This is a genomic window from Streptomyces sp. NPDC127038 (assembly GCF_042725875.1).
Taxonomy (GTDB): Bacteria; Actinomycetota; Actinomycetes; order Streptomycetales; family Streptomycetaceae; genus Streptomyces.
On the sequence record NZ_JBHXDQ010000100.1, the window covers coordinates 1 to 26,049 of the forward strand.

The window sequence follows — 26,049 nt, forward strand, 5'->3', positions numbered from 1 at the left end:
ACCCGGAAGCTAAGCCTCACAGCGCCGATGGTACTGCAGGGGGGACCCTGTGGGAGAGTAGGACGCCGCCGAACAATTTTTGTGAAAACCCCCGTACCGGGGATACCGGTACGGGGGTTTTCTGCGTTCAGGGACCATTTCCCGCCGCGCGGATTTCCCAAGCAGGACTTCCCGATGACGTGACCACTCTCGCCTCCCCCTCTGCGCTGTGACGCCGGGGCTGCGGGTAAGGTCAGGGGGCATCGTTGGCTCGTTTCCCACAGGAGGCCCCCGGGTGGAGGTCCAGGAGACCCGCGTTCAGACGAACCGGGTCCTCACCATCCCGAACATCCTCAGCATGGCCCGGCTCGCCGGCGTCCCCATCTTCCTGTGGTTGATCCTCAGGCCGGAGTTCGGCGGTCCCAACAGCGACGGCTGGGCGTTGCTCGTCCTCATGCTGAGCGGCATCAGCGACTATCTCGACGGCAAGCTCGCCCGCCGTTGGAACCAGATCAGCAGCCTCGGCCGGCTGCTCGATCCCGCGGCCGACCGGCTGTACATTCTGTCGACGCTCGTCGGGCTCACCTGGCGCGAGATTCTTCCGATCTGGCTCACCGCCGCGCTTCTCGCCCGGGAGCTGGTCCTGCTGGTGATGGTGTGGATCCTCCGGCGCCACGGCTATCCGCCGCCGCAGGTGAACTTCCTCGGGAAGGCAGCCACCTTCAACCTGATGTACGCCTTCCCGCTCCTGCTCCTCAGTGACGCCAGCGGCTGGATCGCGACAGTCGGCGCCATTTTCGGATGGGCGTTCGCAGGGTGGGGTACAACGCTCTATTGGTGGGCAGGAGTCCTCTACGTGGTGCAGGTCCGCAGGCTGATCCGGGCGGACTCCATGACCGAATGAACTCGGCCCGATTGAGCGGCTGCAGTGGCCCGATGGCCCCCGCTCGAAAACTGCGGGACAATCAGGACGGGTGAAGTCGGCTGTACCGTCGTCTCTTCAAGGAGGACGCTTCCGACATGAAGGCCGTCGTGATGGCCGGAGGCGAAGGAACACGCCTTCGTCCGATGACCTCGAGCATGCCCAAGCCGCTCCTGCCCGTGGCGAACCGCCCGATCATGGAGCATGTGCTCAGGCTGCTGAAAAGGCATGGGCTCAACGAAACCGTCGTCACGGTGCAGTTCCTGGCCTCACTGGTCAAGAACTACTTCGGTGACGGCGAAGAGCTCGGCATGGAGCTCACCTATGCCAATGAGGAGAAGCCACTCGGTACCGCCGGCAGCGTCAAGAACGCCGAGGAGGCGTTGAAGGACGATGCGTTCCTTGTCATCTCCGGTGACGCCCTTACCGACTTCGATCTCACCGAACTCATCAACTTCCACAAGGAAAAAGGCGCCCTCGTCACCGTCTGCCTGACACGGGTCCCCAATCCGCTGGAATTCGGCATCACCATCGTGGACGAGGAAGGCAAGGTCGAACGCTTCCTGGAGAAGCCGACCTGGGGCCAGGTCTTCTCGGACACCGTGAACACGGGCATCTACGTCATGGAACCCGAGGTCTTCGACTACGTCGAGGCCGACGTGTCCGTCGACTGGTCCGGCGACGTCTTCCCCCAGCTGATGAAGGAAGGCAAGCCCGTCTTCGGCTATATCGCCGAGGGCTACTGGGAGGACGTCGGAACCCACGAGAGCTATGTGAAGGCCCAGGCCGACGTGCTCGAGGGCAAGGTCGACGTGGAACTCGACGGGTTCGAGCTCTCCCCGGGCGTCTGGGTCGCCGAGGGCGCGGAGGTGCACCCCGACGCGGTACTGCGCGGGCCGCTGTACATCGGCGACTACGCCAAGGTCGAGGCGAACGCCGAGATCCGCGAACACACCGTCGTCGGCTCCAACGTGGTCGTCAAGAGCGGCGCCTTCCTGCACCGGGCCGTCGTGCACGACAACGTGTACATCGGGCAGCACAGCAATCTGCGCGGCTGTGTCGTCGGAAAGAACACCGACATCATGCGGGCCGCCCGGATCGAGGACGGCGCGGTCATCGGCGACGAGTGCCTGGTCGGTGAAGAATCGATCATCCAGGGCAACGTCCGCGTCTATCCGTTCAAGACCATCGAGGCCGGCGCCTTCGTCAACACCTCGGTGATCTGGGAGTCGCGCGGCCAGGCCCATCTCTTCGGCGCCCGTGGCGTCTCCGGGATCCTGAACGTCGAGATCACCCCGGAGCTGGCCGTGCGCCTGGCGGGCGCCTACGCGACGACCCTGAAGAAGGGTTCCACCGTCACCACGGCCCGCGACCACTCCCGAGGCGCCCGTGCGCTGAAGCGAGCGGTGATCTCCGCGTTGCAGGCCAGCGCCATCGACGTACGCGACCTGGAGAACGTACCGCTGCCCGTGGCCCGTCAGCAGACCGCCCGGGGAAGCGCCGGCGGGATCATGATCCGGACGACACCTGGTGTGCCCGACTCCGTCGACATCATGTTCTTCGACGGGCAGGGCGCCGACCTGTCGCAGGGCGGCCAGCGGAAGCTGGACCGGGTGTTCGCGCGGCAGGAGTACCGGCGAGCGTTCCCCGGCGAGATCGGGGACCTGCACTTCCCCGCGAGCGTCTTCGACTCGTACACCGGATCCCTGCTGCGCAATGTCGACACCACCGGGATCGCCGAGTCCGGCCTGAAGGTGGTCGTCGACGCCTCGAACGGCAGTGCCGGACTGGTGCTGCCCAGCCTGCTGGGCAAGCTCGGCGTGGATTCCCTGGTCATCAATCCCGGTCTCGACGAGTCCAGGCCCACCGAGACGGTGGAGACCCGGCGGGCCGGGCTGGTGCGGCTGGGCGAGATCGTCGCGTCCGCGCGCGCCGCGTTCGGGGTGCGCTTCGACCCGGTGGGCGAGCGCCTCTCGCTCGTCGACGAGAAGGGGCGGATCGTCGAGGACGACCGGGCCCTGCTCGTGATGCTCGACCTGGTGGCCGCGGAGCGGCGCAGCGGGCGGGTGGCGCTGCCGGTCACGACGACCCGGATCGCCGAACAGGTTGCGGCGTACCACGGCACGCAGGTGGAGTGGACGACGACGTCGCCCGACGACCTGACCCGGGTCGGCCGCGAGGAGTCGACGATCTTCGGTGGAGACGCGCGTGGCGGCTTCATCATTCCGGAGTTCAGCGGGGTCTTCGACGGCGCGGCCGCCTTCGTACGGCTCATCGGTCTGGTGGCGCGGACACAGCTCACGCTCAGCCAGATCGACGCGCGGATTCCGCGGGCGCACGTCCTCAAGCGCGATCTTGCGACTCCGTGGGCCGTCAAGGGGCTCGTGATGCGCCGGGTCGTGGAGGAGGCGGGAGACCGCTTCGTGGACACCACCGACGGGGTCCGTGTCGTCGAGACGGACGGGCGCTGGGTGATGGTGCTGCCGGACCCCGCCGAGGCCGTGACCCATCTGTGGGCCGAGGGCCCGGACGACACCTCCGCGGAGGCTCTGCTCGACGAGTGGTCGGCCGTCGTGGACAGCGCGGGCCGCTGAAACGATCTTCACTCGTACGTGTCGGACAGGTGCCCTCCAGTGGGCCTGTCCGGCACGTCGGTGGGGCCATTCGGAGGTAGCACCCGCGACATGCGACGATGTGCGGCATGCCGCAGCAGCCCCCCGTTCGGAGCAGCGCTCCGCGCCCGTCGCGCCCGGACGCCTCCATGTCGCTGCTCACCAACGTCATGGACCACAGCCTCGACGAGGGATACGCCGAAGCGGCGGCCCGTAAGAAGGCCGAGGGCGCCGGCGGTATGCCGAAGACGCTCCGCGCCAAGGCGGCTCTCGCCGTCGGTCTGGTGCTCGCCGCGCTCGTGGTCACCGTGGGAGCGGCGAACGCGAGGCTGGCGGCGCCCGTCGTCGCCAAGGAACGCCAGGAGCTGATCGACCGCATCGGTCGCGAGACGACGGCCGCCGACAAGCTGGAGAGCGGCGTCGACAGCCTGCGCGCCGATGTGAGCGCCCGCCAGCGTGCCGCGCTGAAGAAGGGCGGCAGCGCTCAGGCCGACCTCGTGAGCATCCTGTCCGGCGCGACCGCGGTGCACGGACCCGGTGTGAAGCTCGTCGTCAACGACGCCAAGGAAGCAAGCACGGGCGGTGACGGCACCAACAATCCGCGGGAGACCTCGGGGTTCTCCGACACCGGACGGGTGCGGGACCGTGACATGCAGCGCGTGGTGAACGGTCTGTGGGAGTCGGGGGCCGAGGCCGTGTCCGTCAATGGGCAGCGGCTGACCGCCCTGTCGGCGATCAGGGCGGCGGGGGACGCGATACTGGTCGACAACAGACCGCTGGTGCCGCCGTACACGGTGCTCGCGGTGGGGGACGGCCAGCGGCTCAGCACCAGGTTCCAGAACAGCGCCGACGGGCTGTATCTGCATGCCTTGCAGGAGAACTACGGCATCAGGACCAGCATTTCCGCCGAGGGGGACCTCCGGTTGTCCGCGGCACCGAGTGTGATCGTACGTACAGCAGAGCCGAGAACAGAGAAGGGCACACCGTGATCGCCGTACTGGGCCTCGTCGTAGGAGTCGTGGCTGGACTGTTGGTCCGGCCCGAGGTTCCGGCGGTCGTCGAGCCTTACCTTCCGATCGCCGTCGTGGCGGCGCTCGACGCCGTGTTCGGCGGTCTGCGCGCGATGCTCGACGGCATCTTCGACGACAAGGTCTTCGTGGTCTCGTTCCTGTCGAACGTCGTCGTCGCCGCGCTGATCGTCTTCCTCGGCGACAAGTTGGGCGTGGGGGCCCAGCTGTCCACGGGTGTCGTGGTCGTCCTCGGCATCCGGATCTTCTCCAACGCCGCGGCCATCCGCCGGCACGTGTTCCGGGCGTGAGGCCGATGAGCAACGAGAACGAGAACGAGACAGAGAACGGGCGCACCAACGCGAGCGAGGACGGGACGCCGGAGAACCCGCTGCGCAGAGAGCTGCCGGAAGAGGTCCCCGCGGCCCCGGAGGAGCCCGAGCCGCAGCAGGACGGTGAAGAGGGCCCGCCGTCGCTCTCCGGTCGTCAGAGGCTGGTCAAGGGCTTGTGGCCGCCGCGGGTCTCGCGGGCCCAACTCATCGTCGCGGTGCTGCTGTTCGGCCTCGGTTTCGGCCTGGCCGTCCAGGTGGCGTCCAACAGCGACGGCGACAGCGCGCTGCGCGGCGCGCGCCAGGAAGATCTCGTACGCATTCTCGATGAACTCGACAGCCGCACTCAGCGTCTTGAGGACGAGAAGCAGGGGCTGGAGGACCAGCGCACCGAGCTGGAGAACAGCTCCAACCAGGCCGAGGAGGCCCGCAAGCAGACGGTCGAGAAGGAGAAGCAACTCGGCATCCTGGCGGGCACCGTGGCCGCCCAGGGCCCCGGCATCACTCTGACGATCGGCGACGCGAAGGGGACGGTGAAGGCGGACATGCTGCTCGACGCCGTCCAGGAGCTGCGCGCGGCCGGTGCGGAGGCGATCGAGGTGAACGGTGTGCGTGTGGTCGCCAGCACCTATCTGTCCGACTCCGGAAACGGAGTGAAGGTGGACGGGAACAAGATCACCCAGCCCTATCGTTTCAAGGTCATCGGCAAGCCGCAGGACCTGGAGCCGGCGCTGAACATTCCGGGAGGCGTGGTGCAGACACTGGAGAAGGAGCAGGCCACCGTCACGGTGGAGCGCTCCACGAAGATCGTCGTAGATGCCTTGCGACCGGCGGAACAGCCTGACTACGCTCGGTCGTCCTCCCGGTGAACGGCGGTCGGATGGGGGCCGTCGGGCGAGGGCGGGAGGTTGCGGGGGGTCGGCGCACCGAATGGGTGGTGCGTGGTGGAAACTGTCTGGTGGATACGGACGTTGTGAGGATGTCCGGGTCGACCGGTGTGTTCAATCAGGGTTCGTCCTGCCCCACGGGCGGGTCTGTTTCGGTCAAGGGGAATCGCCCGTGAAGTTGTTTGCGAAGTTGTTCGGCAAGAGCACGCGAGAGGACAGCGGCGACAGCGCGGCTGCCCGTCACCGCGCACCGCGTCAGGGAGACGCCGAGGCACAGGGCGGCGACCGCCCGCTGTTCCGGGACCAGGTCGGCGGTCCCGGTGGACAGGGCGCGTCGTCTGTTGACCCTGGCCAGCAAGGCCGCATAGGTTTCGGAGAACCGTCAGCCTCGAGTGCGGGTGGAGGGTTCGCCTCCGATCCGTATGCGTCCCATGCCCCTGGTGGGCAGTCGCGGCAGGAGGATCCGTCCATGTCGGCCCAGGTGTGTACGAGGTGCGGGAACCGCAACGCGGAGAACAGCCGGTTCTGTTCCAACTGCGGCGCGCCGCTGCGGGGCGGTCCGGAGCGTCCGTCGGAGACGACGTCCACGATCTCCATCTCCGGTATCGAGGCCTACGACGCCGAGGTGACGGGCCAGACGGCGCCGTCGCCGATGCTCTCCCCGGAGGCGCAGGCGGCCGTGGACGCGCTGCCGATGGGCTCCGCGCTCCTGGTGGTGCGCCGCGGCCCCAACTCCGGCAGCCGCTTCCTCCTGGACGGTGAGCTCACCACGGCGGGGCGTCATCCGCAGAGCGACATCTTCCTCGACGACGTGACGGTGTCACGCCGGCACGTGGAGTTCCGTCGCGTCGCGGACGGCTCGTTCACGGTCGCCGACGTCGGCAGCCTGAACGGCACGTACGTCAACCGGGAGCGGATCGACCAGGTCCCGCTGTCCAACGGTGACGAGGTGCAGATCGGCAAGTACCGGCTGGTGTTCTACGCGAGCCAGCGGGGCATCTGACCCTCCCCCAACTCCGTCCGGGGGGACACCGAGGGAATGTCCATGCTTCAAACACCGAGCGGCGGTGCCGGCACCGGTACCGCCGCCGCGGACAGTGGGCTGATGAGCATCGGCGCGGTGCTGAGCCTGCTGCGCGACGAGTTCCCCGAAGTCACCATCTCCAAGATCAGGTTTCTGGAGTCGGAGGGGCTCGTCGAGCCGCAGCGGACCCCGTCGGGGTATCGCAAGTTCAGCGCGGACGACGCCGAGCGTCTCGGCCACATCCTGCGGATGCAGCGTGACCACTACCTCCCGCTCAAGGTGATCCGCGAGCATCTGGACGCCATGGCGCGCGGTGAGCAGGTGCGTCTGCCCTCCGTGGGCCGCCAGCGCGAGGCGGGCGAGGGCGAACCGCTGGGCGAGCTCTACGGCGAGCCCGAGGGGCCCACGGTGGCCCGGGTGGGCCGTGAGGAGCTGCTGGCCGCCGCGGAGATCGGCGAGCAGCAACTCCAGGAGTGGGAGTCGTACGGACTGATCGGCCCGCTGACCGACGGTGTCTACGACGCGGAGGCGGTGACCGTCGCCGCGCTCGTCGTCGAGCTGGGCCGCTTCGGGATCGAACCGCGCCATCTGCGGGCCATGAAGGCCGCCGCGGAGCGCGACGCGGGCCTGGTGGACCAGGTGGTGGCCCCGCTGCGGCGCCACCGCAACCCGCAGACCCGGGCCCACGCGGAGGCCCGTACGAAGGAACTCGCGGGCCTCACCGTGAAGCTGCACGCGGCGCTCGTGCAGACCGCGCTCGGAGTGCGGTTGCGCTGATCCGCGCCACCGGCCCGGGCCCCGGATCGTCCACCCGTTCTGTGCCCGACTACCCAAACGTCCCGGGCACGGCCTAGGGTTGCTGTGTGAACGAGCTCGATGTCGTAGGTGTCCGGGTCGAAATGCCCTCGAACCAACCGATCGTGCTTCTGCGTGAAGTGGGAGGCGACCGCTACCTCCCCATCTGGATCGGACCGGGGGAGGCGACGGCGATCGCCTTCGCCCAGCAGGGCATGGCCCCCGCACGACCGCTGACCCACGACCTGTTCAAGGACGTGCTGGAGGCCGTCGGCCAGGAGCTCACGGAAGTACGCATCACCGACCTGCGGGAAGGCGTCTTCTACGCGGAGCTCGTGTTCGCCAGCGGGGTCGAGGTGAGTGCCAGGCCGTCCGACGCCATAGCCCTCGCGCTGCGCACCGGAACGCCGATCTACGGCAGCGACGGAGTGCTCGACGACGCGGGCATCGCGATCCCCGACGAGCAGGAGGACGAGGTGGAGAAGTTCCGCGAGTTCCTCGACCAGATCTCACCCGAGGACTTCGGCACCAACAGCCAGTGAGGCACGCGGGCGGAGGGGCTCTCCGGGTGGCATTTGCCCGGGGCGAGTGTGGTGTGCCGCGGCCCGTACGGAGAGCATTCGGCTAGCCTTTCCCCGCGGTAGGGCACGGGAAACCACTCTTAGGGTGATTATCACTCGGCGTGCCGAGTGTGGCGATCGTTGACGCGCCCCGGGTGACTGCCTACCGTCGAGAAGGCAGGTCAAGGACGGAGGTCGGCGTGAGAAGCAGCGGCGACGGTACGGCTGGGGGTGCTCCCGGACGAGGTCCGGGAGAGAGCGGCCCGTACCCTCCCCCAAGCTCTCGGCTCGGCTCGAGCGGGGGGCGCCCCCAGCACGGCGGCGCGGGCGGGCATGTGCCGGTGCGGCCGGCAGCGGTGCCCGACGAGGGAGGCACGGTTCCCGAGGAGGTCGGCTACCGGGGGCCCACGGCGTGCGCCGCCGCGGGCATCACCTACCGGCAGCTGGACTACTGGGCGCGGACCGGACTGGTGGAGCCCAGCGTGCGTCCCGCCTACGGGTCGGGCACGCAGCGGCTCTACAGCTTCCGGGACGTGGTGGTCCTCAAGATCGTCAAGCGGTTCCTCGACACAGGGGTGTCGCTTCAGAACATCCGCACCACGGTCCAGCACCTGAGGGAGCGCGGCTTCCAGGACCTGGAGCGCATGACGCTCATGAGCGACGGCGCGACCGTCTACGAGTGCACGTCCCCGGACGAGGTCCACGCGCTGCTCCAGGGCGGCCAGGGTGTCTTCGGCATCGCCGTGGGAGTCGTGTGGCGGGACGTCGAAGGGGCACTGTCCCAGCTGCACGGAGAGCGAGTGGACACCGGCGAGACGCTGCTCGCCCACCATCCGGCGGACGAGCTGGCGCGCCGCCGCAACCGCGCGGTGTGAGCCGCGACCGATGACGCGATGCCCCGGCCCGCCGGGGCATTGTCAGTGGCGTAGGGCAGCATCGGAGATGTGAGAACCGCGCCCACGATCCTGCATCTCGACATGGATGCCTTCTTCGCCTCGGCGGAGCAGGCGTCCAAGCCGAGCCTGCGCGGGAAAGCGGTCGTCGTGGGCGGGCTCGGGCCCCGCGGAGTCGTCGCGACCGCCTCGTACGAGGCACGGGTCTTCGGGGTGAACTCGGCGATGCCCATGGCCCAGGCCCGCAGGCGCGCACCGAACGCGGCCTACCTCGTGCCGCGCTTCGGCCTGTACCGGGAGATCAGCGAGCAGGTGATGGGGCTGCTGCGGGCGCTGTCGCCGCTGGTGGAGCCGCTGAGCCTGGACGAGGCCTTCGTGGATCTGGAGGCGGGCGGGGCGGCGTGGGACGAGACGTCGGCCCGGCTGGCGGGAGCCAAGCTGCGCGCGGACATCCGGGCCGTCACGGGGCTCACGGGGTCGGTGGGGCTCGCCGCGTCGAAGATGCTGGCGAAGATCGCCTCGGAGCAGGCCAAGCCCGACGGTCTCGTGCTGATCGACCCCGGCACCGAGCGGGCACTGCTGGGGCCGATGACCGTGCGGACGCTGCCGGGGGTGGGTCCGGCCACCGGCGACCATCTGCGCCGGGCCGGCATCACCACCGTCGAGGAGCTCGCCGAGGCCGGTGAGGACGAGCTCGTACGGCTGGTGGGCAAGGCGCACGGGCACGCGCTGTTCGCGATGGCGCTGGCCCACGACGAGCGGCCCGTGGTGGCCGAGCGGGAGACCAAGTCGGTGTCGGTGGAGGACACGTACGACGTGGACATCCACGACCGGGTCCGGGTGGAGCTCGAGGTGCAGCGGCTCGCGGACCGGTGTGTGCGGCGGCTGCGCGGGGCGGGTCTTTCGGGCCGGACCATCGTGCTGAAGGTGCGCAGGTACGACTTCTCGACGCTGACCCGGTCGGAGACGCTCAGGGGGCCGACGGACGATCCCGGTGTCGTCCGGGAGGCCGCCGCCCGGCTGCTGGAGGGCGTGGACACCACGGGTGGCGTCCGGCTGCTGGGGGTCGGGGTCTCCGGGCTCGCCGACTACACCCAGGAGGACCTGTTCGCCCAGGCGCAGGCGGCCGCCGCCGTGGGGGAGCCCGATGCCGAGGAGGACACCGCGGACGAGCCGGGCGAGACGGCCCCCGCGGGGGAGGCGGTGCCGGTGGAACGGCGGTGGCCCTCCGGGCACGACGTGCGGCACACCGAGTTCGGGCACGGCTGGGTGCAGGGGAGCGGACTGGGGCGGGTCACCGTGCGGTTCGAGACGCCCTACTCCGAGCCCGGCCGGGTACGGACGTTCCGCACGGACGACCCGGCGCTGGAACCGGCCGACCCGCTGCCCCTGGTCAAACGAAGACCCGAGCCCGCGGACGCGTCGGCGCCGGCCTCCGGACCGTTGGCGTCGGCCGCCGGGACAGCTGACACCGGCCGTTGAAGGCGCGACCGGGACACGGGGTCCCGGGCCGGGGCAGCAGGTTCCGGGGCCGTCGGCGCCGGAGGACCGTCGTCGGAGACCGGAGTCGGGGTCGGACCCCGGGGCGGCCGCTCAGGCGTCCTCCGGGCCCGCCACCCGGCCGAAGTCGCGGTCCGGCGGCGGAGGGGACGCCACGTCGAGGCCGTAGTGGTGGTAGAGCTGGAGCTCCTGCTCGGGCGAGAGATGGCGCCCGACACCGAAGTCGGGGGCGTCCTTGATCAGCGCCCGGTCGAAGGGGATGCGCAGGGTCCCTTCGATGATCTCGCTGGGCTCCAGGGGAACGAACGCGTCCCTGCTGAACAGCCCCGTGCGTATGGCCGCCCACTCCGGGACGCCCGTCGCGTCGTCGAGGTAGACCTCGTCGATCGTGCCGATCTTGGTGCCGTTGCTGTCGAACGCCTTGCGGCCGATCAGGTTGCGCGGATCGATGTCGGTCTGCACGGTCCCTCCAGTGGTCGCAAACTCATCCGTAAGTACTACAAAAGAGCACATCTGTGAAGGCGGCCACTCGAAGGCTGTCGTCTTGTCCTCGCTGGTAGGCTGGCAAGTGGCTGCTGATCCCGTGCGGGAGAGTCCTCCGGATTTCGTCGGAGGCGCCGAAGGAGCAACTCCTCCCCGGAATCTCTCAGGCTCACGTACCGCACGGACGAGGTCACTCTGGAAAGCAGGGCGGGTGCCGATGGCCCCCGCCCTCACCGACGGTGAAAGCCGGGTCGTCCACGGGACCATCCGGTGAAACTCTCAGGTTGAGATGACAGAGGGGGAGGCCGTCGGGGTACCCGTGCCGGGGTGCCCCTCGAAGGTCGCGTCAGACCAGGAGGCCTCCGCCATGACCGCCCCTCGCATTCCGCTCTCCGAGCTCGAACAGGGCATTCCCTTCGAGCAGCGTCACATCGGACCCGACCCCGAAGCACGGGCCAAGATGCTCGCGCAGGTCGGCTACGGCTCGCTGGACGAGCTGACCGCCGCCGCGGTGCCGGATGTGATCAAGAACGCCGAGGCTCTGAAGCTGCCGGCCGCCCGCACCGAGGCCGAGGTCCTGGCCGAGCTCCGCTCCCTCGCGGACCGCAACCAGGTGCTCGGTTCGATGATCGGCCTCGGCTACTACGGCACCTTCACGCCGCCGGTGATCCTGCGCAACGTCATGGAGAACCCGGCCTGGTACACCGCGTACACGCCGTACCAGCCGGAGATCTCGCAGGGCCGTCTGGAAGCGCTGCTGAACTTCCAGACCGTCGTGGCCGAGCTGACCGGGCTGCCGACCTCGGGCGCCTCCCTCCTCGACGAGGGCACCGCCGCCGCCGAGGCCATGGCGCTGTCCCGGCGCATGGGCAAGAACAAGAAGGGCCTCTTCCTGGTCGACGCGGACGCGCTGCCGCAGACCGTCGCGGTCATAGAGACCCGGGCCGAACCGACCGGTGTCGAGATCGTCGTCGCCGACCTCACCGACGGCATCCCGGCCGACCTCGCCGGGCGTGAGATCAACGGCGTGCTCGTCCAGTACCCGGGTGCCTCCGGCGCCGTACGCGACATCAAGCCGCTCGTCGACCAGGCCCACGAGCTGGGCGCCGTCGTCACCGTGGCGGCCGACCTGCTCGCCCTGACCCTGCTGACCTCGCCCGGTGAGCTCGGCGCGGACATCGCCGTCGGTACGACGCAGCGCTTCGGTGTGCCGATGGGCTTCGGCGGTCCGCACGCCGGTTACATGGCGGTCCGCGAGAACTTCGCGCGCAGCCTTCCCGGCCGCCTGGTCGGCGTGTCCGTGGACGCCGACGGGAACAAGGCGTACCGCCTCGCCCTCCAGACGCGTGAGCAGCACATCCGCCGCGAGAAGGCGACCAGCAACATCTGCACCGCCCAGGTGCTGCTCGCCGTCATGGCCGGCATGTACGCCGTCTACCACGGCCCCGAGGGCCTGCGGACCATCGCACGGCGTACCCATCGCTACGCCACGGTCCTGGCCGCGGGACTCACCGCCGGCGGTGTCGAGCTCGTGCACGGCGCGTACTTCGACACCCTCACCGTGCGGGTCCCGGGCCGCGCCGCCGAGATCGTCGCCGCCGCCCGCGAGAACGGCGTCAACCTCCACCTCGTCGACGCCGACCAGGTGTCGATCTCGTGCGACGAGACGACCACGCGCGAGCACCTGGCGGCCGTGTGGAGCGCGTTCGGTGTCGAGGGCGACGTCGAGGCGCTGGACGCGAGCGCCGAGGACACCCTGCCGGCCGCGCTGCTGCGCACCGACGCGTACCTGACGCACCCCGTGTTCCACGACCACCGCTCCGAGACGGCGATGCTGCGCTACCTGCGCAAGCTCTCCGACCGCGACTACGCGCTCGACCGCGGCATGATCCCGCTGGGCTCCTGCACCATGAAGCTCAACGCGACCACCGAGATGGAGCCGGTCACCTGGCCCGAGTTCGGGCAGCTGCACCCGTTCGCGCCCGCCGAGCAGGCGCAGGGCTACCTCACGCTGATCCACGAGCTGGAGGACCAGCTCGCCGAGGTCACCGGCTACGACAAGGTGTCGCTCCAGCCCAACGCCGGTTCGCAGGGCGAGCTGGCCGGTCTGCTGGCCGTCCGCGGCTACCACCGCGCCAACGGCGACGACCAGCGCACCGTCTGCCTCATCCCGTCCTCCGCGCACGGCACGAACGCCGCCAGCGCCGTGATGGCCGGCATGAAGGTCGTCGTGGTCAAGACCGCCGACGACGGCGAGATCGACGTCGAGGACCTGCGCGCCAAGATCGAGCGGTACCGCGACGAGCTGTCGGTGCTGATGATCACGTACCCCTCGACGCACGGTGTGTTCGAGGAGCACGTCGCCGACATCTGCGCCCAGGTGCACGAGGCCGGCGGCCAGGTCTACGTGGACGGCGCCAACCTCAACGCCCTGGTCGGTCTCGCCAAGCCGGGCCACTTCGGCGGCGACGTCTCGCACCTGAACCTGCACAAGACCTTCTGCATCCCGCACGGCGGCGGCGGCCCGGGCGTCGGCCCGGTCGGTGTGCGCGCGCACCTGGCGCCGTACCTCCCGAACCACCCGCTCCAGCCCGAGGCCGGTCCCGAGACGGGTGTCGGCCCGATCTCGGCGGCTCCCTGGGGTTCCGCGGGCATCCTGCCCATCTCCTGGTCGTACGTCCGCCTGATGGGCGGCGAGGGACTCAAGCGCGCCACGCAGGTGGCCGTGCTCTCCGCGAACTACATCGCCAAGCGCCTCGAGCCGCACTACCCGGTGCTGTACACGGGCCCCGGCGGTCTGGTCGCGCACGAGTGCATCATCGACCTGCGCCCGCTGACCAAGGCGACCGGCGTGAGCGTCGACGACATCGCCAAGCGCCTGATCGACTACGGCTTCCACGCGCCGACGATGTCGTTCCCGGTGGCCGGCACCCTGATGATCGAGCCCACCGAGTCCGAGGACCTGGGCGAGCTCGACCGGTTCTGCGACGCGATGATCGCGATCCGCGCGGAGATCGAGAAGGTCGGCAGCGGCGAGTGGGCCGTGGACGACAACCCGCTGCGCGGGGCGCCGCACACGGCCGCCGCGCTCGGCGGGGACTGGGAGCACCCGTACACCCGCGAGGAGGCCGTCTTCCCGGCCGGTGTCTCGGCCGCCGACAAGTACTGGCCGCCGGTGCGCCGCATCGACCAGGCCTACGGCGACCGCAACCTCGTCTGCTCCTGCCCGCCGATGGACGCCTACGAGGGCTGATCAGCGCTCGGCACGCGGGCGCCTACGGGGAGTGATCCTCCCCGGACATGCGTCGGGGCCGGTTCGGAGAGTACGTCTCCGGGCCGGCCCCTGGTGTGTCCGGGCGGCCTGTCGGGCCGTCCGCGTCGTGCGGCTCAGGCGGCCGTCATCACCTGCGCGCCGCCCAGCGGGCGGTGCGGGGCGATGATCTGGCCGTCAGGCAGGAGCTCACCGGTGTCCTCGAAGAGCAGAACGCCGTTGCACAGCAGGCTCCATCCCTGCTCCGGGTGATGCGCCACGTGGCGGGCGGACTCCCGGTCGGCTGATTCGGCTGAGGGACACAGTGGCTGGTGCTGGCACATGGATGGGATCTTTCGCTGGGTCGAGATGTGAGTGATGGCTGTGGTGTCTGTCTTGCGGCTAGAGGTACTCATCGCCGCCCCCCGTTTGGTGTGTGGTCTGACCCCAGTGTTGCCCCACGGGCGCCGATCCGCAGGGATTTGAGGGCACCGCTTCTCACAGGTTGATGACGCATCACCCGTGCGGAGGGTTCACCCCAACTGCGCTGTCCTTTCGGGTGGTTCCAGGTGGCCGGATCGGGCTAGTCCGGTCGGGCGCGGAGCGCGTTCTGCCTCGTACGAGCGGTATCAAGCCCTAACGAGCGAGCGGTCTTCCGGGTTGTCGGCAGCGCCGTGCCCCACGGCCGGGTTTACCCGTGTGGGGTACGGCCGCGGGGCACGGGGACGAGGTGCGGGGGATCGGGCCGGCGAGGTGCGCGGGGCTCAGGCCGGGGAGCTGAGGAGCGGCGCCGGGGTGACCCGGTGGGTGAGCACCGGGAGCAGTTCGGTGACGAGGTAGGGCCGGTGCGCGGCGATGCCGGGCGGGGCCGGTGCGAGCGGGACCAGGAGATCGGTGGCGGCCGGATGGCCGGTGGCGCCGTCCGCGGCGCAGTCGCCGTGCAGCCAGAGCGTCAGCATGTACAGCTCGGGCACGGACAGCAGGCGTGCCTGGTAGGGCTGTTGCATGGTCTCGGCCTGACGCAGGGCGCGTTCGGTCGCGGTGATGTAGGGGCCCTCGAAGAAGCGCGAGAAGGCCCAGCCGTCCGGGGTCAGCATGGTGTCGGCGGCGGCCACCGCGCGGTCGCCGGAACGGATCAGGAAGCGCCACCCGGCGAGCCGGGTGGTGGAGGCGCCCGCGGGGGTGATGCGATCCAGGACGTGGACGGGCAGCGGGAGTTCGGGGGTGACGGGTCCCTGGGCCAGGCGCAGGGACGGGGTGCGGGCTTCGCGGACGGCGGTGGGGGAACCGAGTGCCGTGAGGACCGTGCGCAGGGCGGGCGCGGGAGCCGGGGGTACGTGCAGCGGCATGGTGGGTCGCCTCTCATTCGACAGGCACAGTGGCGCGAGGGCGGGGGCGGACGGCGCTGTCAGCTCTCGGGTCAGAGGTGGGGCGAGGGGTCTGGATCTGCCGACAGGGATTTCGCCTGCCGCCGTCACCGTGACGACAGGACCTAGGACCGCGAGCGCCAACTCTCTGCCTCGGTAGCGGAGTTTATACGACGCGTGTTCAGGCGTTGTTTCGTCTAGTCGCACCGAATACGAAGAACAAGTCGATATCCGGTCGGCGAGATGCGGTATTCATCCCGGTTCTGCGCGATCGAATCGCGGTGACCTCGGAATGCTTCGCCCGAGCGGTCGGCCGATTCTCGTCGGCGTTTTTCACGAGATCGTTCCGGGCGGTAAACGTGCTGAATGCTCCATGCCCCGTGAATGTGCCCGGGGCCGATGTCCAGACTAGCGGCCGAAGAGCGCGCGCGGGACGTTATGGATCGTGTTGCCTGGGCATCATCCCCCGTGACCCGGGACGCCAGGGCCGGAAACGTCGGCCTGCCCATCCGAGGAGGGACACTTCGATGGGGGAGAAGGTCGTGGCAGGGACGTTCGGCCTGTCCGATCGGCAGCGCCACCGCGACAAGCTCCGACAGTGTCTGACGGGGCTGGAGCGACTGCTGGAGGAGAAGCGGTTCGACCGCCCGAAGAATCTGATGGGCCTGGAGATCGAATTGAATCTCGCAGGGCCCGACGGCATGCCCAGAATGATGAACGGGCAAGTGCTGGAAAGGATCGCGAGCCGCGACTTCCAAACAGAACTCGCCATGTTCAACCTGGAAGTCAACATAGCCCCACACCGTTTGGGCGGACGCGTATTCGACCGGCTCGCCGAGGAGATCCGAACCTCCCTCGCCTATGCCCACAGGAAAGCCAGCGAGGTCGACGCCGGAATCGTCATGATCGGTATTCTGCCGACGCTCGGCCAGGACGATCTGGTGTCGTCCAACCTGTCGGACGTCGACCGCTACACGCTGCTCAACGATCAGATCGTGGCCGCGCGCGGAGAGGATTTCGCCCTCGACATCGACGGTGTGGAGCGTCTGGTGTGCCGGTCGGCGTCCATCGCGCCCGAAGCCGCCTGCACCTCGGTTCAGTTGCACCTCCAGGTCACTCCGGGCCGGTTCGCGGCGGTGTGGAACGCGGCGCAGGCGGTCGCGGCCGCGCAGGTCGCGATCGGGGCCAACTCGCCGTTCCTGTTCGGTCGCGAGCTGTGGCGGGAGTCGAGGCCCCCGCTGTTCCAGCAGTCCACCGACACCCGGCCGCCGGAGCTCCAGGCGCAGGGTGTCAGGCCGCGCACCTGGTTCGGCGAGCGGTGGGTCACCTCGGCGTACGACCTCTTCGAGGAGAACCTGCGCTTCTTCCCGCCCCTGCTGCCCATCTGCGACGACGAGGACCCGCTCGGTGTCCTCGACGCGGGAGGCGTGCCCCGACTCGCCGAACTGGTGCTGCACAACGGCACGGTGTACCGCTGGAACCGGCCCGTGTACGGCATCGCCGACGGCGTCCCGCATCTGCGCGTGGAGAACCGGGTGCTGCCCGCGGGACCCACCGTCACGGACGTCATCGCCAACGCCGCGTTCTACTACGGGGTGGTCCGCGCGCTCGCCGAGGAGCAGCGTCCGGTGTGGACCCGGATGTCGTTCGAGGCGGCCGCCGCCAATTTCGACGAGGCCTGCCGGCACGGCATCGACGCGCGTCTCGAATGGCCGCGGCGCGGTCGCCACGGCGGGACGGCGCAGGTGGACGCGGTGACCCTCGTACGCGACGAACTGCTGCCGCTGGCCGCCGCGGGCCTGGACGCGTGGGGTGTCGAGCCCGCCGACCGGGACTTCTACCTCGGTGTGATCGAGGACCGGTGCAGGCTGCGCGTCAACGGCGCGACCTGGCAGGCGGACACCTTCCACCGGGCCCTGGAGAAGGGACTGAGCCGTGAGGCCGCGCTGGCCGCGACGACCCGGCGCTACGGCGAGCTGATGCATCTCGGCGAGCCCGTGCACACCTGGCCGGTGGGACTGCCGGAACCGGTCCCGCTGGGATGACGCGCATCGTGCCGGACGGGCCGCGGCCCGTCCGGCACGGTGGCCGGGGTCAGCCGGTGGTGACCGTGCCCGCCGCGGTGATCGCCTTGAGCATCGCCGCGTGGATCTGCGAGGGCTCGTTGACCCGCTGCCCGGAACCGCCGGTCGCCCGGGCGATCTGGTCGACCTCGCGGCGGTCGCTGTCGGGGCCCACCGCGATGGCGATCAGCGGCACCGGGCGCTCGGGGTCGGCGAGCTTCCGCAGCTCGGAGACGAGATCGGACCGGGAGATGCTGCCGGGGTCCCGGTTGACCCCGTCCGTGAGGACGACCAGCGCGTTGAACCGGCCCTTCACGTACGAGGCGACGGCCGCCTTGTACGCGGCGAGCGTGGTGTCGTACAGACCGGTTTCGCCGTGCGGGACAGGCTTCAGCGACTTGAAGGCGGCGGACAGCTTGGCGCGCCGGCCGCTGGATATCCCGGCCTTGCCGAGCGGCCCGGTGGGGACGAGGACGCGGTAGTCCTTGTCGCCGTCAAGCTTCGTGGAGAACTTCCACAGCCCGATCTCGTCCTCGTCCGTGAAGGTGGCGAGCGCCTGGAGCAGGGACTCCTTGGTGACGTCCATACGGGACCGGCCGCCGCCCGGCACCGGCTCGGCCATGGAGGAGGAGGCGTCGACGACCGTGGTGATCCGGGCGCGCTCCACCGTGATCGTCCACATGCCGAGGGCTTCCTGGACCGCGCTCTTCGACGCCGAGTCGTCCAGGACGCGCGCGTACGGCTGCGGTGACCGCCCGCCGGCCTCGGCGACGAGGGTGGGCGAGGGGTTCTCCGCGTCGGTGCGGAACCCGAACGTCCGCAGGAACTGCCGCGGTGCCGCCTCCCCGAGCAGGGTCATGAACCGCAGGGCCGCCCGGCCCTCGTCGGTGCTGAGCCGTGGCTCGTCGACCAGGGTGTACGGGTAGTCGAGCAGCGGCGAGCCGTCCTCGGGGTAGAAGAGATCGAGGTTCTGGCCGCCGTCCTGCGCGCTGTTGTGCGCGAACGCCGCCTGCTCGGAGAGGATCAGCGCCTGATTGCGGTCGGCGCCGCTCCTTCCCGTACCGGAGCTGCCGCCGGGCAGGGTGTCCAGGAGGTGGGTGTCGCTGTCGGACGTGCGCTCCGAGAGCGTCTTGGCCATGGCCGCCGCCCGTACGTCACCGTCCTTGACACCGGAGGCGGCCGCGCTGATCCGGGCCAGCGCGAGCAGCCCCGGCGAGCTGCGGGCGGGGTCGACCGTGCCCAGCCCGAGCTTCTTGGCCCGCATCGTGTCCCCGGTGAGCTGGGTCCAGGTGTACGTCTTCGCGGGCCAGCCCAGCGCCTTGGCGGCCGACGGGACGACGGCGACGCCGACCGGTGAGGAGGCGACGTTGCCCAGACTGGTGACCTGGGTGGCGGCGGTGGTGTCGGCGACCCGCTCGACCCAGGCGTCGGAGTCCGGCACCCACACCTGCGCGTCGGACTTCCTGCCGGCCCCGAGCGCGGCGGCGACCCGGTACGACTCGCGCGCGGTCACCCGGACGTCGAGACAGCGGCCGTCGGAGGTGATGTCCTTGGCGCGGGCGTCCTCGGCGACCGCCTTCAGCGCGGGGGCGATGTCCGGGGAGGCGGCCACCTCGATGTGCACGGCGTCGTCGTCGCAGGAGCTCGCGAAGGAGAACAGGCCCCCGCGGACCGCCGCCGCGGTGCCTCCGACGACGGTGAGCACGAGTGCCGTCGCGAGCGCCGTGTTGCGGCGGCGCGCCCGGATCCGGGGGTCGGCGGAGCCCGCCCGTCGTGCGTCGGGCAAGCTGTGACGTCCCATGACGGTGAGGTCCCTCCCAGGTGAGCCTGCGCCGTGAGACAGCCGGAGAACAGGCGAATGGGGGACGTACGCCCCGTACGGTGCCCGCCCCCCGACGGCCTGTCGCGCACGATCTTCGTAACTTCTTTCGAGACCCTAGCGGGGCGAGGACGGGGATGCGGTGGGAATACCCAACTGGAGGCGGGAGTGCAGGTGGAGGCGGGAACGGTGGCCGATTCTTTTCCGGCCGAGAGGCTGACCCGGCGGATCTTCCGGGACGAGACGCTGCTCGTCCTGGCGCTGTCGCTCGGCGCGAGCGGAGTGTCCGCGCTGATCAGTTTCGTCGGCTCGGTGACGAAACCCGGCGGTCTGAAGGACCAGGCGGCCACCCTCAACGCCTCGGCGGCGCCTGGCCGCCCCTGGCTCGACCTGGCCTGGCAGCTGTTCGGGATCGCGTCCGCCCTGGTGCCGGTCGTGCTCGTCGCGCACCTGCTGACCCGTGAGGGCCAGAGCATGCGCGTGATCGGGTTCGACCGTACGCGCCCCTGGCCCGACCTCGGACGCGGCGCCGTCGTCGCGGCGGTGATCGGCAGCACGGGGATCGCCTTCTATCTGGCGGCGCGCGCGTTCGGCGCGAACCTCACGGTGGTGCCCGAGGCGCTGCCCGACGTGTGGTGGAAGTTCCCGGTGCTGATCCTCTCGGCCGTGCAGAACGCGGTGCTGGAGGAGGTCGTCGTCGTCGGGTATCTGCTGCGCAGGCTCGGGCAGTTGGGCTGGACACCGGGGACGGCGCTGATGGCGAGTGCGGTGCTGCGCGGTTCGTACCACCTCTACCAGGGCATCGGCGGGTTCGTCGGCAACATGGTGATGGGCGTGGTCTTCGTCTTCCTGTACCGGCGGTGGGGCCGGGTCGGACCGCTCGTGGTCGCGCACTCGCTGCTCGACATCGGTGCCTTCGTCGGGTACGCGCTGCTCGCGGGGAAGGTGGGCTGGCTCCCGACGGCCTGAGTCGGGCGCGGCGGGGGTGAGGGCCGTGAGCGGCGCTCGTGACGGCTGATCCGCGGAACACGGCGTGAACCAGGGGCGTACGGCTCTCCCGTACGCCCCTTTCGTGTGCCGCCGAATCGCGTGTGCCGCCGAGCCGGTCGGGCGGCCCGTCACACGAGCAGGTCGCCCTCGATCACCGTGACCGCGTGGCCCGAGAGCAGGGTGCGGTCGCCGCGCACCTCGGTGCGGACCAGACCGGAGCGCCGGGAGGCCTGGAGTCCGGTGAGCACGGGCCGGCCGAGGCGCTCCGACCAGTACGGGGCCAGGGCCGTGTGGGCGCTGCCGGTGACGGGGTCCTCGTCGATGCCGACGTTCGGGAAGAAGCCGCGGGAGACGAAGTCGTAGCCCCGGGAGGGGTCCTCGGCGCGGGCGGTCGCGATGATGCCGCGCTCGGAGTAGCGGGCGAGCGCCTTGTGGTCCGGGGTGAGACCGCGGACCGTCTTCTCGTCGGCGAGCTCGACCAGCAGGTCGCCGGTGTTCGGGCCGGTGTCGAAGGTGCCGAGCGGTTCCGCGCCGAGCGCCCCGGCGACGCCTTCGGGGATCTCGACCGGGGTGAGGGGCGCGGTCGGGAAGTCCAGGGTGAGCGAGCCGTCGGCCTCCGGAGTGGCGGTGAGGACGCCGCTGCGCGTGGCGAAGCGCACCGGGCCCGTGTGGGCGCCGGTGGACGTGAGGACGTGTGCCGTGGCGAGGGTCGCGTGTCCGCACAGGGCGACCTCGGTGGCGGGGGTGAACCAGCGCAGCGCCCAGTCGGCCTCGCCGCCCGCCGGAAGACGGTGTGTGAACGCCGTCTCCGCGTGGTTGACCTCCAGGGCCACGTTCTGGAGCCAGGCGTCGTCGGGGAAGGCGTCGAGGAGGAGCACCCCGGCCGGATTGCCGGCGAAGGGACGGTCGGTGAAGGCGTCGACGATACGAATCCGCATGCTCCGAAGCTAGCCGTATCGCGCGACGACCGGCCAAGGCCAATCGGCAGGGTCTGGCCCTTGACCTGGCGGACGGACGCCGTGGCCGGCGTCCACGGCGAAGGGGTTGTCATGCGAGTGCTTCCGATATATCGTTGACGCATCGCGACCGATCAACGATGGAATGGAGTGATTGCGATGCGTTCCCGTGGAGAAGACTTCGGATACGAGCACGAGCACGGACAGGGGCGCCACGGCGGCCCCGGCCATCGGGGTCGGGGCGGCTTCGAGGGGCGGCGAGGAGCTTTCGGGCCCTTCGGTCCCGGTGGTCCCGGCGGCGGCCCCGGCGGTCCCGGCTTCGGCTTCGGCGGACCCGGCTTCGGGCCGGGCCCCTGGGGCGGGCGCGGCGGCCGGGGCGGACCGCGGGGGAGGGCGCGGCGCGGTGACGTGCGCGCGTCGATCCTCGCTCTGCTCAAGGACCGGCCCATGCACGGTTACGAGATGATCCAGGAGATCGCCGAGCGCAGCGGCGGGGCGTGGAAGCCCAGCCCGGGTTCGGTGTACCCGACCCTTCAGCTGCTGGAGGACGAGGGCCTGATCGCCAGTGAGGCCGAGGGCGGCAAGAAGCTGTTCGCGCTCACCGAGCCGGGCCGCACCGCGGCCGAGGAGGGACCCGAGGCGCCCTGGGAAGAGGCCGGGCGCGGGGTCGACTGGGAGACGCTGCACGAGATCCGGCAGGCCGGTTTCGGTCTCATGGAGGCCTTCGGCCAGGTCTGGAAGACCGGCAGCAAGGGCCAGCGCGACAAGGCGCTGGCGGTCATCAACGAAGCCCGCAAGAAGCTGTACCTGATCCTCGCCGACGAGGACTGACGGCGTGCTGTGGTACCTGCCGGCGCCCCGTGGAAGTGTTTCCGCGGGGCGCCTTTCCGTGTACGGGGGGCCGGGCGCCGCTTCGGGCGGCGGGCGGACGGGCGCGGCTCAGACCACCAGTCCGGCCAGTTTGCGCAGCGACTCGTCGAGGGCGGCCGTCGCCGAGTCCTTGAGCTTGCCGGCCATCAGCGAGACGGCCGCGCCGATGAACTCCCCGTCGATCCGCACCGAGGTCGCGTCGCCGTCGGGGGTGAGCGTGTAGCGCGTGGAGACGTTGACCGACATCGGGCCCTTGCCCTGGATGGCCAGCACGCGGCCGGGCTCCAGTTCCCCGATCGTCCAGGTGACCTCGGCAGGGAAGCCCATGAGCTTCATGTTCTCCACGAAGGTGCCGCCGACCTCGAGCTTGTCCGGGCCGCCCTTCGGGAAGCTGGTGTGGGTCGCGTTCCACTCGCCGTAGGCGGACCAGTCCGTGAGCTGGGCCCAGATCTTCTCGGCGGGCGCCTCGATCCGTGCCTCCGCGCTGACTTCGGCCATGCGACCACCCCTTCGTGTCGGGCGCTGCGCCCGGCGCAGCTACGGTGTCGCGGAACGTAGCTCCAGGGCCTGGAACATTCAATACTGATGAACCGTCAGGAATTGTGGAGGGGGCGTTCCGGCGGCGGACGGGCCGGCGAGGAGCGGCTCGAAGGCCGGAGGCAAGGCGGCGCGCGCCCCCGGGGGGGGAAAAATCGGCGCGAAGTCATCCGTGAGGAGGAGGACCCGTACAGGGATGCCCACCCTGTGTCGGAGACGAAGATGCTGCCCGGCGGGGATGACCCGGCGCCGCGCGGCTGATGGGGTGGAGGTCGTGTCGCCCCGTATTCCCCAGCAGTCCGCCGCGAGCGGATCCGAGCATGCCGGTGCCCGGCCCGGACCCGTTGCCGAGCCCGGGTCCGTTGTCGAGCCCGGGTCCGTTGTCGAGCCCGGACCCGGCTCCGAGGCCGGACCCGGCGCGGAGCTGGCCCCGGTGGTGTCCGGCGCGCGCAGGCGGGCGCTGCGCGACGGGGACCGGCAGATCGACACGGCTCATCTGCTGCACTCCCTGCTGGAGTCCGACCCCGAGGTGCGGGCCGCGTTCGCCGGCGGGCCGCAGCTCGCCCGGCTGCTCGGCTACCTCGTGCAGCGCAGCATCGGCTACGGGCTCCGCTGGCAGGGCGCCGTCGAGAACTCCGGCGCCGGGCCGGTCGCGTCCGGACCCGGCTGGTCACCGGTGGCGGCGGCCGCCATGGAGGGGGCGTACGAGCGTGCCGTGCTGCGCGGCGAGACGGGCGCCCGCGGCCTCGACCTGCTCGCGGCACTGGTCGCCGACCCCAGGGCGCGGGCCGTCGAGGTGCTCGGACGGGCCGGTGTCGACGTCCCCGGGCTCCTGGAACGGGTCGAGGCCGGCGCACGGACCGGCAGCGAGGAACGCGCCGCCCGCTCCGACGCGGTCCGCTGCCCCGAGTCCAAGCGTTGAGACAGGTGTCTTCGGGGGTGACGGTCATGTCGTCGCCTGTCATCATGTGCCGGTGCACACGTCTCAAGGCAGTCAGGACAGTCGGGCCAACCCGGGAAGGGGCGTCGGTCTGGGCCTGGCGCTCCTGTCGGCGGTCGCCTTCGGCGGATCCGGTGTCGCGGCCAAGCCGCTGATCGAGGCCGGACTCGACCCGCTCCACGTGGTGTGGCTGCGGGTCGCCGGCGCCGCCCTCGTCATGCTGCCGCTCGCCGTCCGGCACCGGGCACTGGTCCGGCGCCGCCCCGCGCTGCTCGCCGGTTTCGGCCTCCTCGGCGTGGCCGGTGTCCAGGCCTGCTACTTCGCCGCGATCTCCCGCATCCCCGTCGGCGTCGCCCTGCTCGTCGAGTACCTCGCCCCCGCGCTGGTCCTCGGCTGGGTGCGCTTCGTCCAGCGCCGCCCCGTCACCCGCGCCGCCGCCCTCGGAGTCGTCCTCGCGGCCGGCGGACTCGCCTGCGTGGTGGAGATCTGGTCGGGGCTCGGCTTCGACGTCGTCGGACTCCTCCTCGCGCTGGGCGCCGCCTGCTGCCAGGTCGGCTACTTCGTCCTGTCCGACCAGGGCAGCGACGCCGGCGACGAGGCCCCGGACCCGCTGGGCGTGATCGCGTACGGCCTGCTCGTCGGCGCCCTCGTCCTGACCGTGGTCGCACGCCCCTGGACCATGCACTGGTCCGTTCTCGGCGGCAGCGCGGACATGAACGGGACGTCCGTGCCCGCCGCACTGCTCCTCGGCTGGATCGTCCTCGTGGCCACCGTCGTCGCCTACGTCACCGGAATCCTCTCCGTGCGCAGGCTCTCCCCGCAGGTGGCGGGCGTGGTGGCGTGCCTCGAAGCCGTGATCGCGACCGTCCTGGCGTGGGTGCTGCTCGGCGAACACCTGTCGGCACCCCAGATCGCCGGCGGCGCCGTGGTGCTGCTCGGAGCGTTCATCGCCCAGTCGTCGGCCCCCGCGAAACCCTCGCAGGAGCCGGTCGCGAGGGGGACGAACGACGCCGAGAGGGAGTTGTCAGCCCGCGGAACGGCCGTCTAAGGTGCTGATCATGCCCGCGACGCTCGTTCTTCCGCCTCCGGCCGCCTGAGGCGGGCGTACCGGATCACCGCCCGGCCCCGTGCCGGGCGGAACGGCGCTGCCCGCAGAGGAGTCCGAGGACCTTTCCGTACGCCCCCGCCCCCGTGGCACGGGCCGCGACGTGGTCCCTTCCCGAACTTCTGCGGATCTGCGGAGAGAACACGTGTCGAACACCGCTGTCGGCCTGCCCGTCGGGCGAGGCCTGCTCTATCTGATCGTCGCCGGTGCCGCCTGGGGCACCGCGGGCGCCGCCGCGTCCCTGGTCTACCGGACCAGTGACATGGGACCGGTTGCCCTTTCCTTCTGGCGCTGCGCGGGCGGGCTCGCCCTGCTGCTCGCCGCGCGCCCGCGCCGCCGCCCGCGCCCCGCCGGACGACCGGACCGTCCCGCCGTGCGCGAGACGCTGGGGTCCAAGGCGCTGCGGACCGGTCTGACCGGACTCGGCCTCGCACTCTTCCAGACCGCCTATTTCGCCGCCGTCGAGGCGACCGGCCTCGCCGTGGCGACGGTCGTCACCCTGGGCGCCGGGCCCGTCCTCATCGCGATCGGCGCCCGTCTCACCATGGGGGAGCGGCTCGGCCGGGGCGGCGGCGCCGCCGTCGTCGGGGCGCTGACCGGGCTCGGTGTGCTCGTCCTGGGCGGCGGCGGTGCCACCGTGCGCCCCTGGGGTGTCGTGCTCGCGGCCCTCTCGGCCGCCGGGTACTCCGCGATGACCCTGCTGACCCGCTGGTTCGGACGCGACGGCCGCGCCGACGGGTCCCGTACGACGGTGTGGGCGTTCGCCGTGACCACGCTCTGTCTGCTGCCGCTCGGACTCACCGAGGGGCTGGTCCCGCACACCGCGCGGCCCGCGCACCTGCTGGCCCTGCTCGCCTACATCGCCGCCGTCCCCACGGCGCTGGCCTACGCGCTCTTCTTCGCGGGCGCCGCCGTCGTCCGTTCCGCCGCCGTGTCCGTGATCATGCTCCTGGAACCGGTCTGCGCGGCGGTGCTCGCCGTCGGGCTGCTCGGAGAGCGGCTCACCGCGGCGACCCTCGCCGGCACCCTGCTGATGCTCGGCTCGGTCGCGGGACTCGCGGTGGCCGAGGCGCGCGCCGCGGGCGCCCAACGCGCCGCGGCGCCCGAGGAGCCGCTTCTCGTGTGACGACGCCCCGCGCACCCGGGTCCCAGGGAACCGGG

23 protein-coding genes and 1 riboswitch are annotated in these 26,049 nt (G+C 70.8%); of the genes, 17 read left to right on the forward strand and 6 right to left on the reverse strand.

Annotated features, from left to right (window positions below; translation table 11 throughout):
• Nucleotides 1-274: 274 nt before the first annotated feature.
• From ACFWI4_RS38900 to ACFWI4_RS38945, 10 genes are all read left to right on the forward strand, one after another.
• Complete coding sequence (locus ACFWI4_RS38900; protein ID WP_385396255.1) at nucleotides 275-883, forward strand: CDP-alcohol phosphatidyltransferase family protein; 609 nt, start codon at nucleotides 275-277, stop codon at nucleotides 881-883.
• Nucleotides 884-999: 116 nt separating this feature from the next.
• The gene (locus ACFWI4_RS38905) at nucleotides 1,000-3,495 is read left to right on the forward strand and encodes a sugar phosphate nucleotidyltransferase (protein ID WP_387206146.1); all 2,496 of its coding nucleotides are present in this window, start codon (nucleotides 1,000-1,002) and stop codon (nucleotides 3,493-3,495) included.
• Nucleotides 3,496-3,602: 107 nt separating this feature from the next.
• On the forward strand, nucleotides 3,603-4,502 hold the full coding sequence (locus tag ACFWI4_RS38910; protein ID WP_387206148.1) for a DUF881 domain-containing protein: 900 nt from the start codon (nucleotides 3,603-3,605) through the stop codon (nucleotides 4,500-4,502).
• Entirely contained in the window at nucleotides 4,499-4,831 is a 333-nt protein-coding gene (locus tag ACFWI4_RS38915) for a small basic family protein (RefSeq protein ID WP_003988855.1), read from the forward strand. Before ACFWI4_RS38910 ends, ACFWI4_RS38915 begins: the two co-directional genes overlap by 4 nt.
• A 5-nt stretch (nucleotides 4,832-4,836) precedes the next feature.
• Complete coding sequence (locus tag ACFWI4_RS38920; RefSeq protein ID WP_387206150.1) at nucleotides 4,837-5,718, forward strand: DUF881 domain-containing protein; 882 nt, start codon at nucleotides 4,837-4,839, stop codon at nucleotides 5,716-5,718.
• A 61-nt stretch (nucleotides 5,719-5,779) separates the two neighbouring features.
• Complete coding sequence (locus tag ACFWI4_RS38925; protein WP_387206152.1) at nucleotides 5,780-6,739, forward strand: FHA domain-containing protein; 960 nt, start codon at nucleotides 5,780-5,782, stop codon at nucleotides 6,737-6,739.
• 42 nt (nucleotides 6,740-6,781) lie between these two features.
• Complete coding sequence (locus ACFWI4_RS38930; RefSeq protein WP_385396247.1) at nucleotides 6,782-7,537, forward strand: MerR family transcriptional regulator; 756 nt, start codon at nucleotides 6,782-6,784, stop codon at nucleotides 7,535-7,537.
• An 86-nt stretch (nucleotides 7,538-7,623) separates the two neighbouring features.
• Nucleotides 7,624-8,097: a bifunctional nuclease family protein gene (locus ACFWI4_RS38935; protein WP_006123076.1), complete on the forward strand. Its 474-nt coding sequence runs from the start codon at nucleotides 7,624-7,626 to the stop codon at nucleotides 8,095-8,097.
• A gap of 218 nt (nucleotides 8,098-8,315) precedes the next feature.
• A complete protein-coding gene (locus ACFWI4_RS38940) occupies nucleotides 8,316-8,990 on the forward strand; it encodes a MerR family transcriptional regulator (RefSeq protein ID WP_385396245.1) in 675 nt (224 codons plus the stop codon).
• Between the two features lie 69 nt (nucleotides 8,991-9,059).
• Nucleotides 9,060-10,490 (forward strand): DNA polymerase IV, encoded by a 1,431-nt coding sequence (locus ACFWI4_RS38945; RefSeq protein WP_387206154.1) that lies wholly within the window; start codon nucleotides 9,060-9,062, stop codon nucleotides 10,488-10,490.
• A gap of 111 nt (nucleotides 10,491-10,601) precedes the next feature.
• On the opposite strand, the gene ACFWI4_RS38950 is transcribed toward ACFWI4_RS38945, so the two are convergent.
• Nucleotides 10,602-10,970, reverse strand: coding sequence for a PRC-barrel domain-containing protein (locus ACFWI4_RS38950; RefSeq protein ID WP_385396243.1), 369 nt, complete (start codon nucleotides 10,968-10,970; stop codon nucleotides 10,602-10,604).
• A 114-nt stretch (nucleotides 10,971-11,084) separates the two neighbouring features.
• A riboswitch (glycine riboswitch) is annotated at nucleotides 11,085-11,180 on the forward strand.
• Nucleotides 11,181-11,358: 178 nt separating this feature from the next.
• On the opposite strand from ACFWI4_RS38950, the gene gcvP reads away from it, so the two are divergent.
• Complete coding sequence (gene gcvP / locus ACFWI4_RS38955; protein WP_387206157.1) at nucleotides 11,359-14,244, forward strand: aminomethyl-transferring glycine dehydrogenase; 2,886 nt, start codon at nucleotides 11,359-11,361, stop codon at nucleotides 14,242-14,244.
• Between the two features lie 134 nt (nucleotides 14,245-14,378).
• On the opposite strand, the gene ACFWI4_RS38960 is transcribed toward gcvP, so the two are convergent.
• Both ACFWI4_RS38960 and ACFWI4_RS38965 read right to left on the reverse strand, forming a co-directional pair.
• Nucleotides 14,379-14,585: a DUF5999 family protein gene (locus ACFWI4_RS38960; protein WP_385396239.1), complete on the reverse strand. Its 207-nt coding sequence runs from the start codon at nucleotides 14,583-14,585 to the stop codon at nucleotides 14,379-14,381.
• A 420-nt stretch (nucleotides 14,586-15,005) separates the two neighbouring features.
• Complete coding sequence (locus tag ACFWI4_RS38965; protein WP_387206159.1) at nucleotides 15,006-15,590, reverse strand: hypothetical protein; 585 nt, start codon at nucleotides 15,588-15,590, stop codon at nucleotides 15,006-15,008.
• Nucleotides 15,591-16,135: 545 nt separating this feature from the next.
• Here ACFWI4_RS38965 and ACFWI4_RS38970 point away from each other — a divergent pair.
• Complete coding sequence (locus ACFWI4_RS38970; RefSeq protein WP_387206161.1) at nucleotides 16,136-17,653, forward strand: glutamate--cysteine ligase; 1,518 nt, start codon at nucleotides 16,136-16,138, stop codon at nucleotides 17,651-17,653.
• Nucleotides 17,654-17,702: 49 nt separating this feature from the next.
• Here ACFWI4_RS38970 and ACFWI4_RS38975 read toward each other — a convergent pair whose 3' ends face one another.
• Complete coding sequence (locus tag ACFWI4_RS38975) at nucleotides 17,703-19,472, reverse strand: substrate-binding domain-containing protein (protein ID WP_387206163.1); 1,770 nt, start codon at nucleotides 19,470-19,472, stop codon at nucleotides 17,703-17,705.
• Between the two features lie 186 nt (nucleotides 19,473-19,658).
• On the opposite strand from ACFWI4_RS38975, the gene ACFWI4_RS38980 reads away from it, so the two are divergent.
• Entirely contained in the window at nucleotides 19,659-20,459 is an 801-nt protein-coding gene (locus ACFWI4_RS38980; protein ID WP_387206165.1) for a CPBP family intramembrane glutamic endopeptidase, read from the forward strand.
• Nucleotides 20,460-20,608: 149 nt separating this feature from the next.
• On the opposite strand, the gene ACFWI4_RS38985 is transcribed toward ACFWI4_RS38980, so the two are convergent.
• Entirely contained in the window at nucleotides 20,609-21,418 is an 810-nt protein-coding gene (locus tag ACFWI4_RS38985; protein WP_387206167.1) for a PhzF family phenazine biosynthesis protein, read from the reverse strand.
• Between the two features lie 177 nt (nucleotides 21,419-21,595).
• On the opposite strand from ACFWI4_RS38985, the gene ACFWI4_RS38990 reads away from it, so the two are divergent.
• The gene (locus ACFWI4_RS38990) at nucleotides 21,596-22,267 is read left to right on the forward strand and encodes a PadR family transcriptional regulator (protein WP_387206169.1); all 672 of its coding nucleotides are present in this window, start codon (nucleotides 21,596-21,598) and stop codon (nucleotides 22,265-22,267) included.
• Nucleotides 22,268-22,375: 108 nt separating this feature from the next.
• Here the strand turns inward: ACFWI4_RS38990 and ACFWI4_RS38995 are convergent, their stop codons facing one another.
• The gene (locus ACFWI4_RS38995) at nucleotides 22,376-22,804 is read right to left on the reverse strand and encodes an SRPBCC family protein (RefSeq protein WP_387206171.1); all 429 of its coding nucleotides are present in this window, start codon (nucleotides 22,802-22,804) and stop codon (nucleotides 22,376-22,378) included.
• 313 nt (nucleotides 22,805-23,117) lie between these two features.
• On the opposite strand from ACFWI4_RS38995, the gene ACFWI4_RS39000 reads away from it, so the two are divergent.
• From ACFWI4_RS39000 to ACFWI4_RS39010, 3 genes are all read left to right on the forward strand, one after another.
• Nucleotides 23,118-23,765: a Clp protease N-terminal domain-containing protein gene (locus ACFWI4_RS39000; protein ID WP_387206173.1), complete on the forward strand. Its 648-nt coding sequence runs from the start codon at nucleotides 23,118-23,120 to the stop codon at nucleotides 23,763-23,765.
• A gap of 46 nt (nucleotides 23,766-23,811) precedes the next feature.
• The gene (locus tag ACFWI4_RS39005; RefSeq protein WP_387206175.1) at nucleotides 23,812-24,831 is read left to right on the forward strand and encodes a DMT family transporter; all 1,020 of its coding nucleotides are present in this window, start codon (nucleotides 23,812-23,814) and stop codon (nucleotides 24,829-24,831) included.
• Nucleotides 24,832-25,033: 202 nt separating this feature from the next.
• Nucleotides 25,034-26,014, forward strand: coding sequence for a DMT family transporter (locus ACFWI4_RS39010; protein ID WP_387206177.1), 981 nt, complete (start codon nucleotides 25,034-25,036; stop codon nucleotides 26,012-26,014).
• Nucleotides 26,015-26,049: the final 35 nt, after the last annotated feature.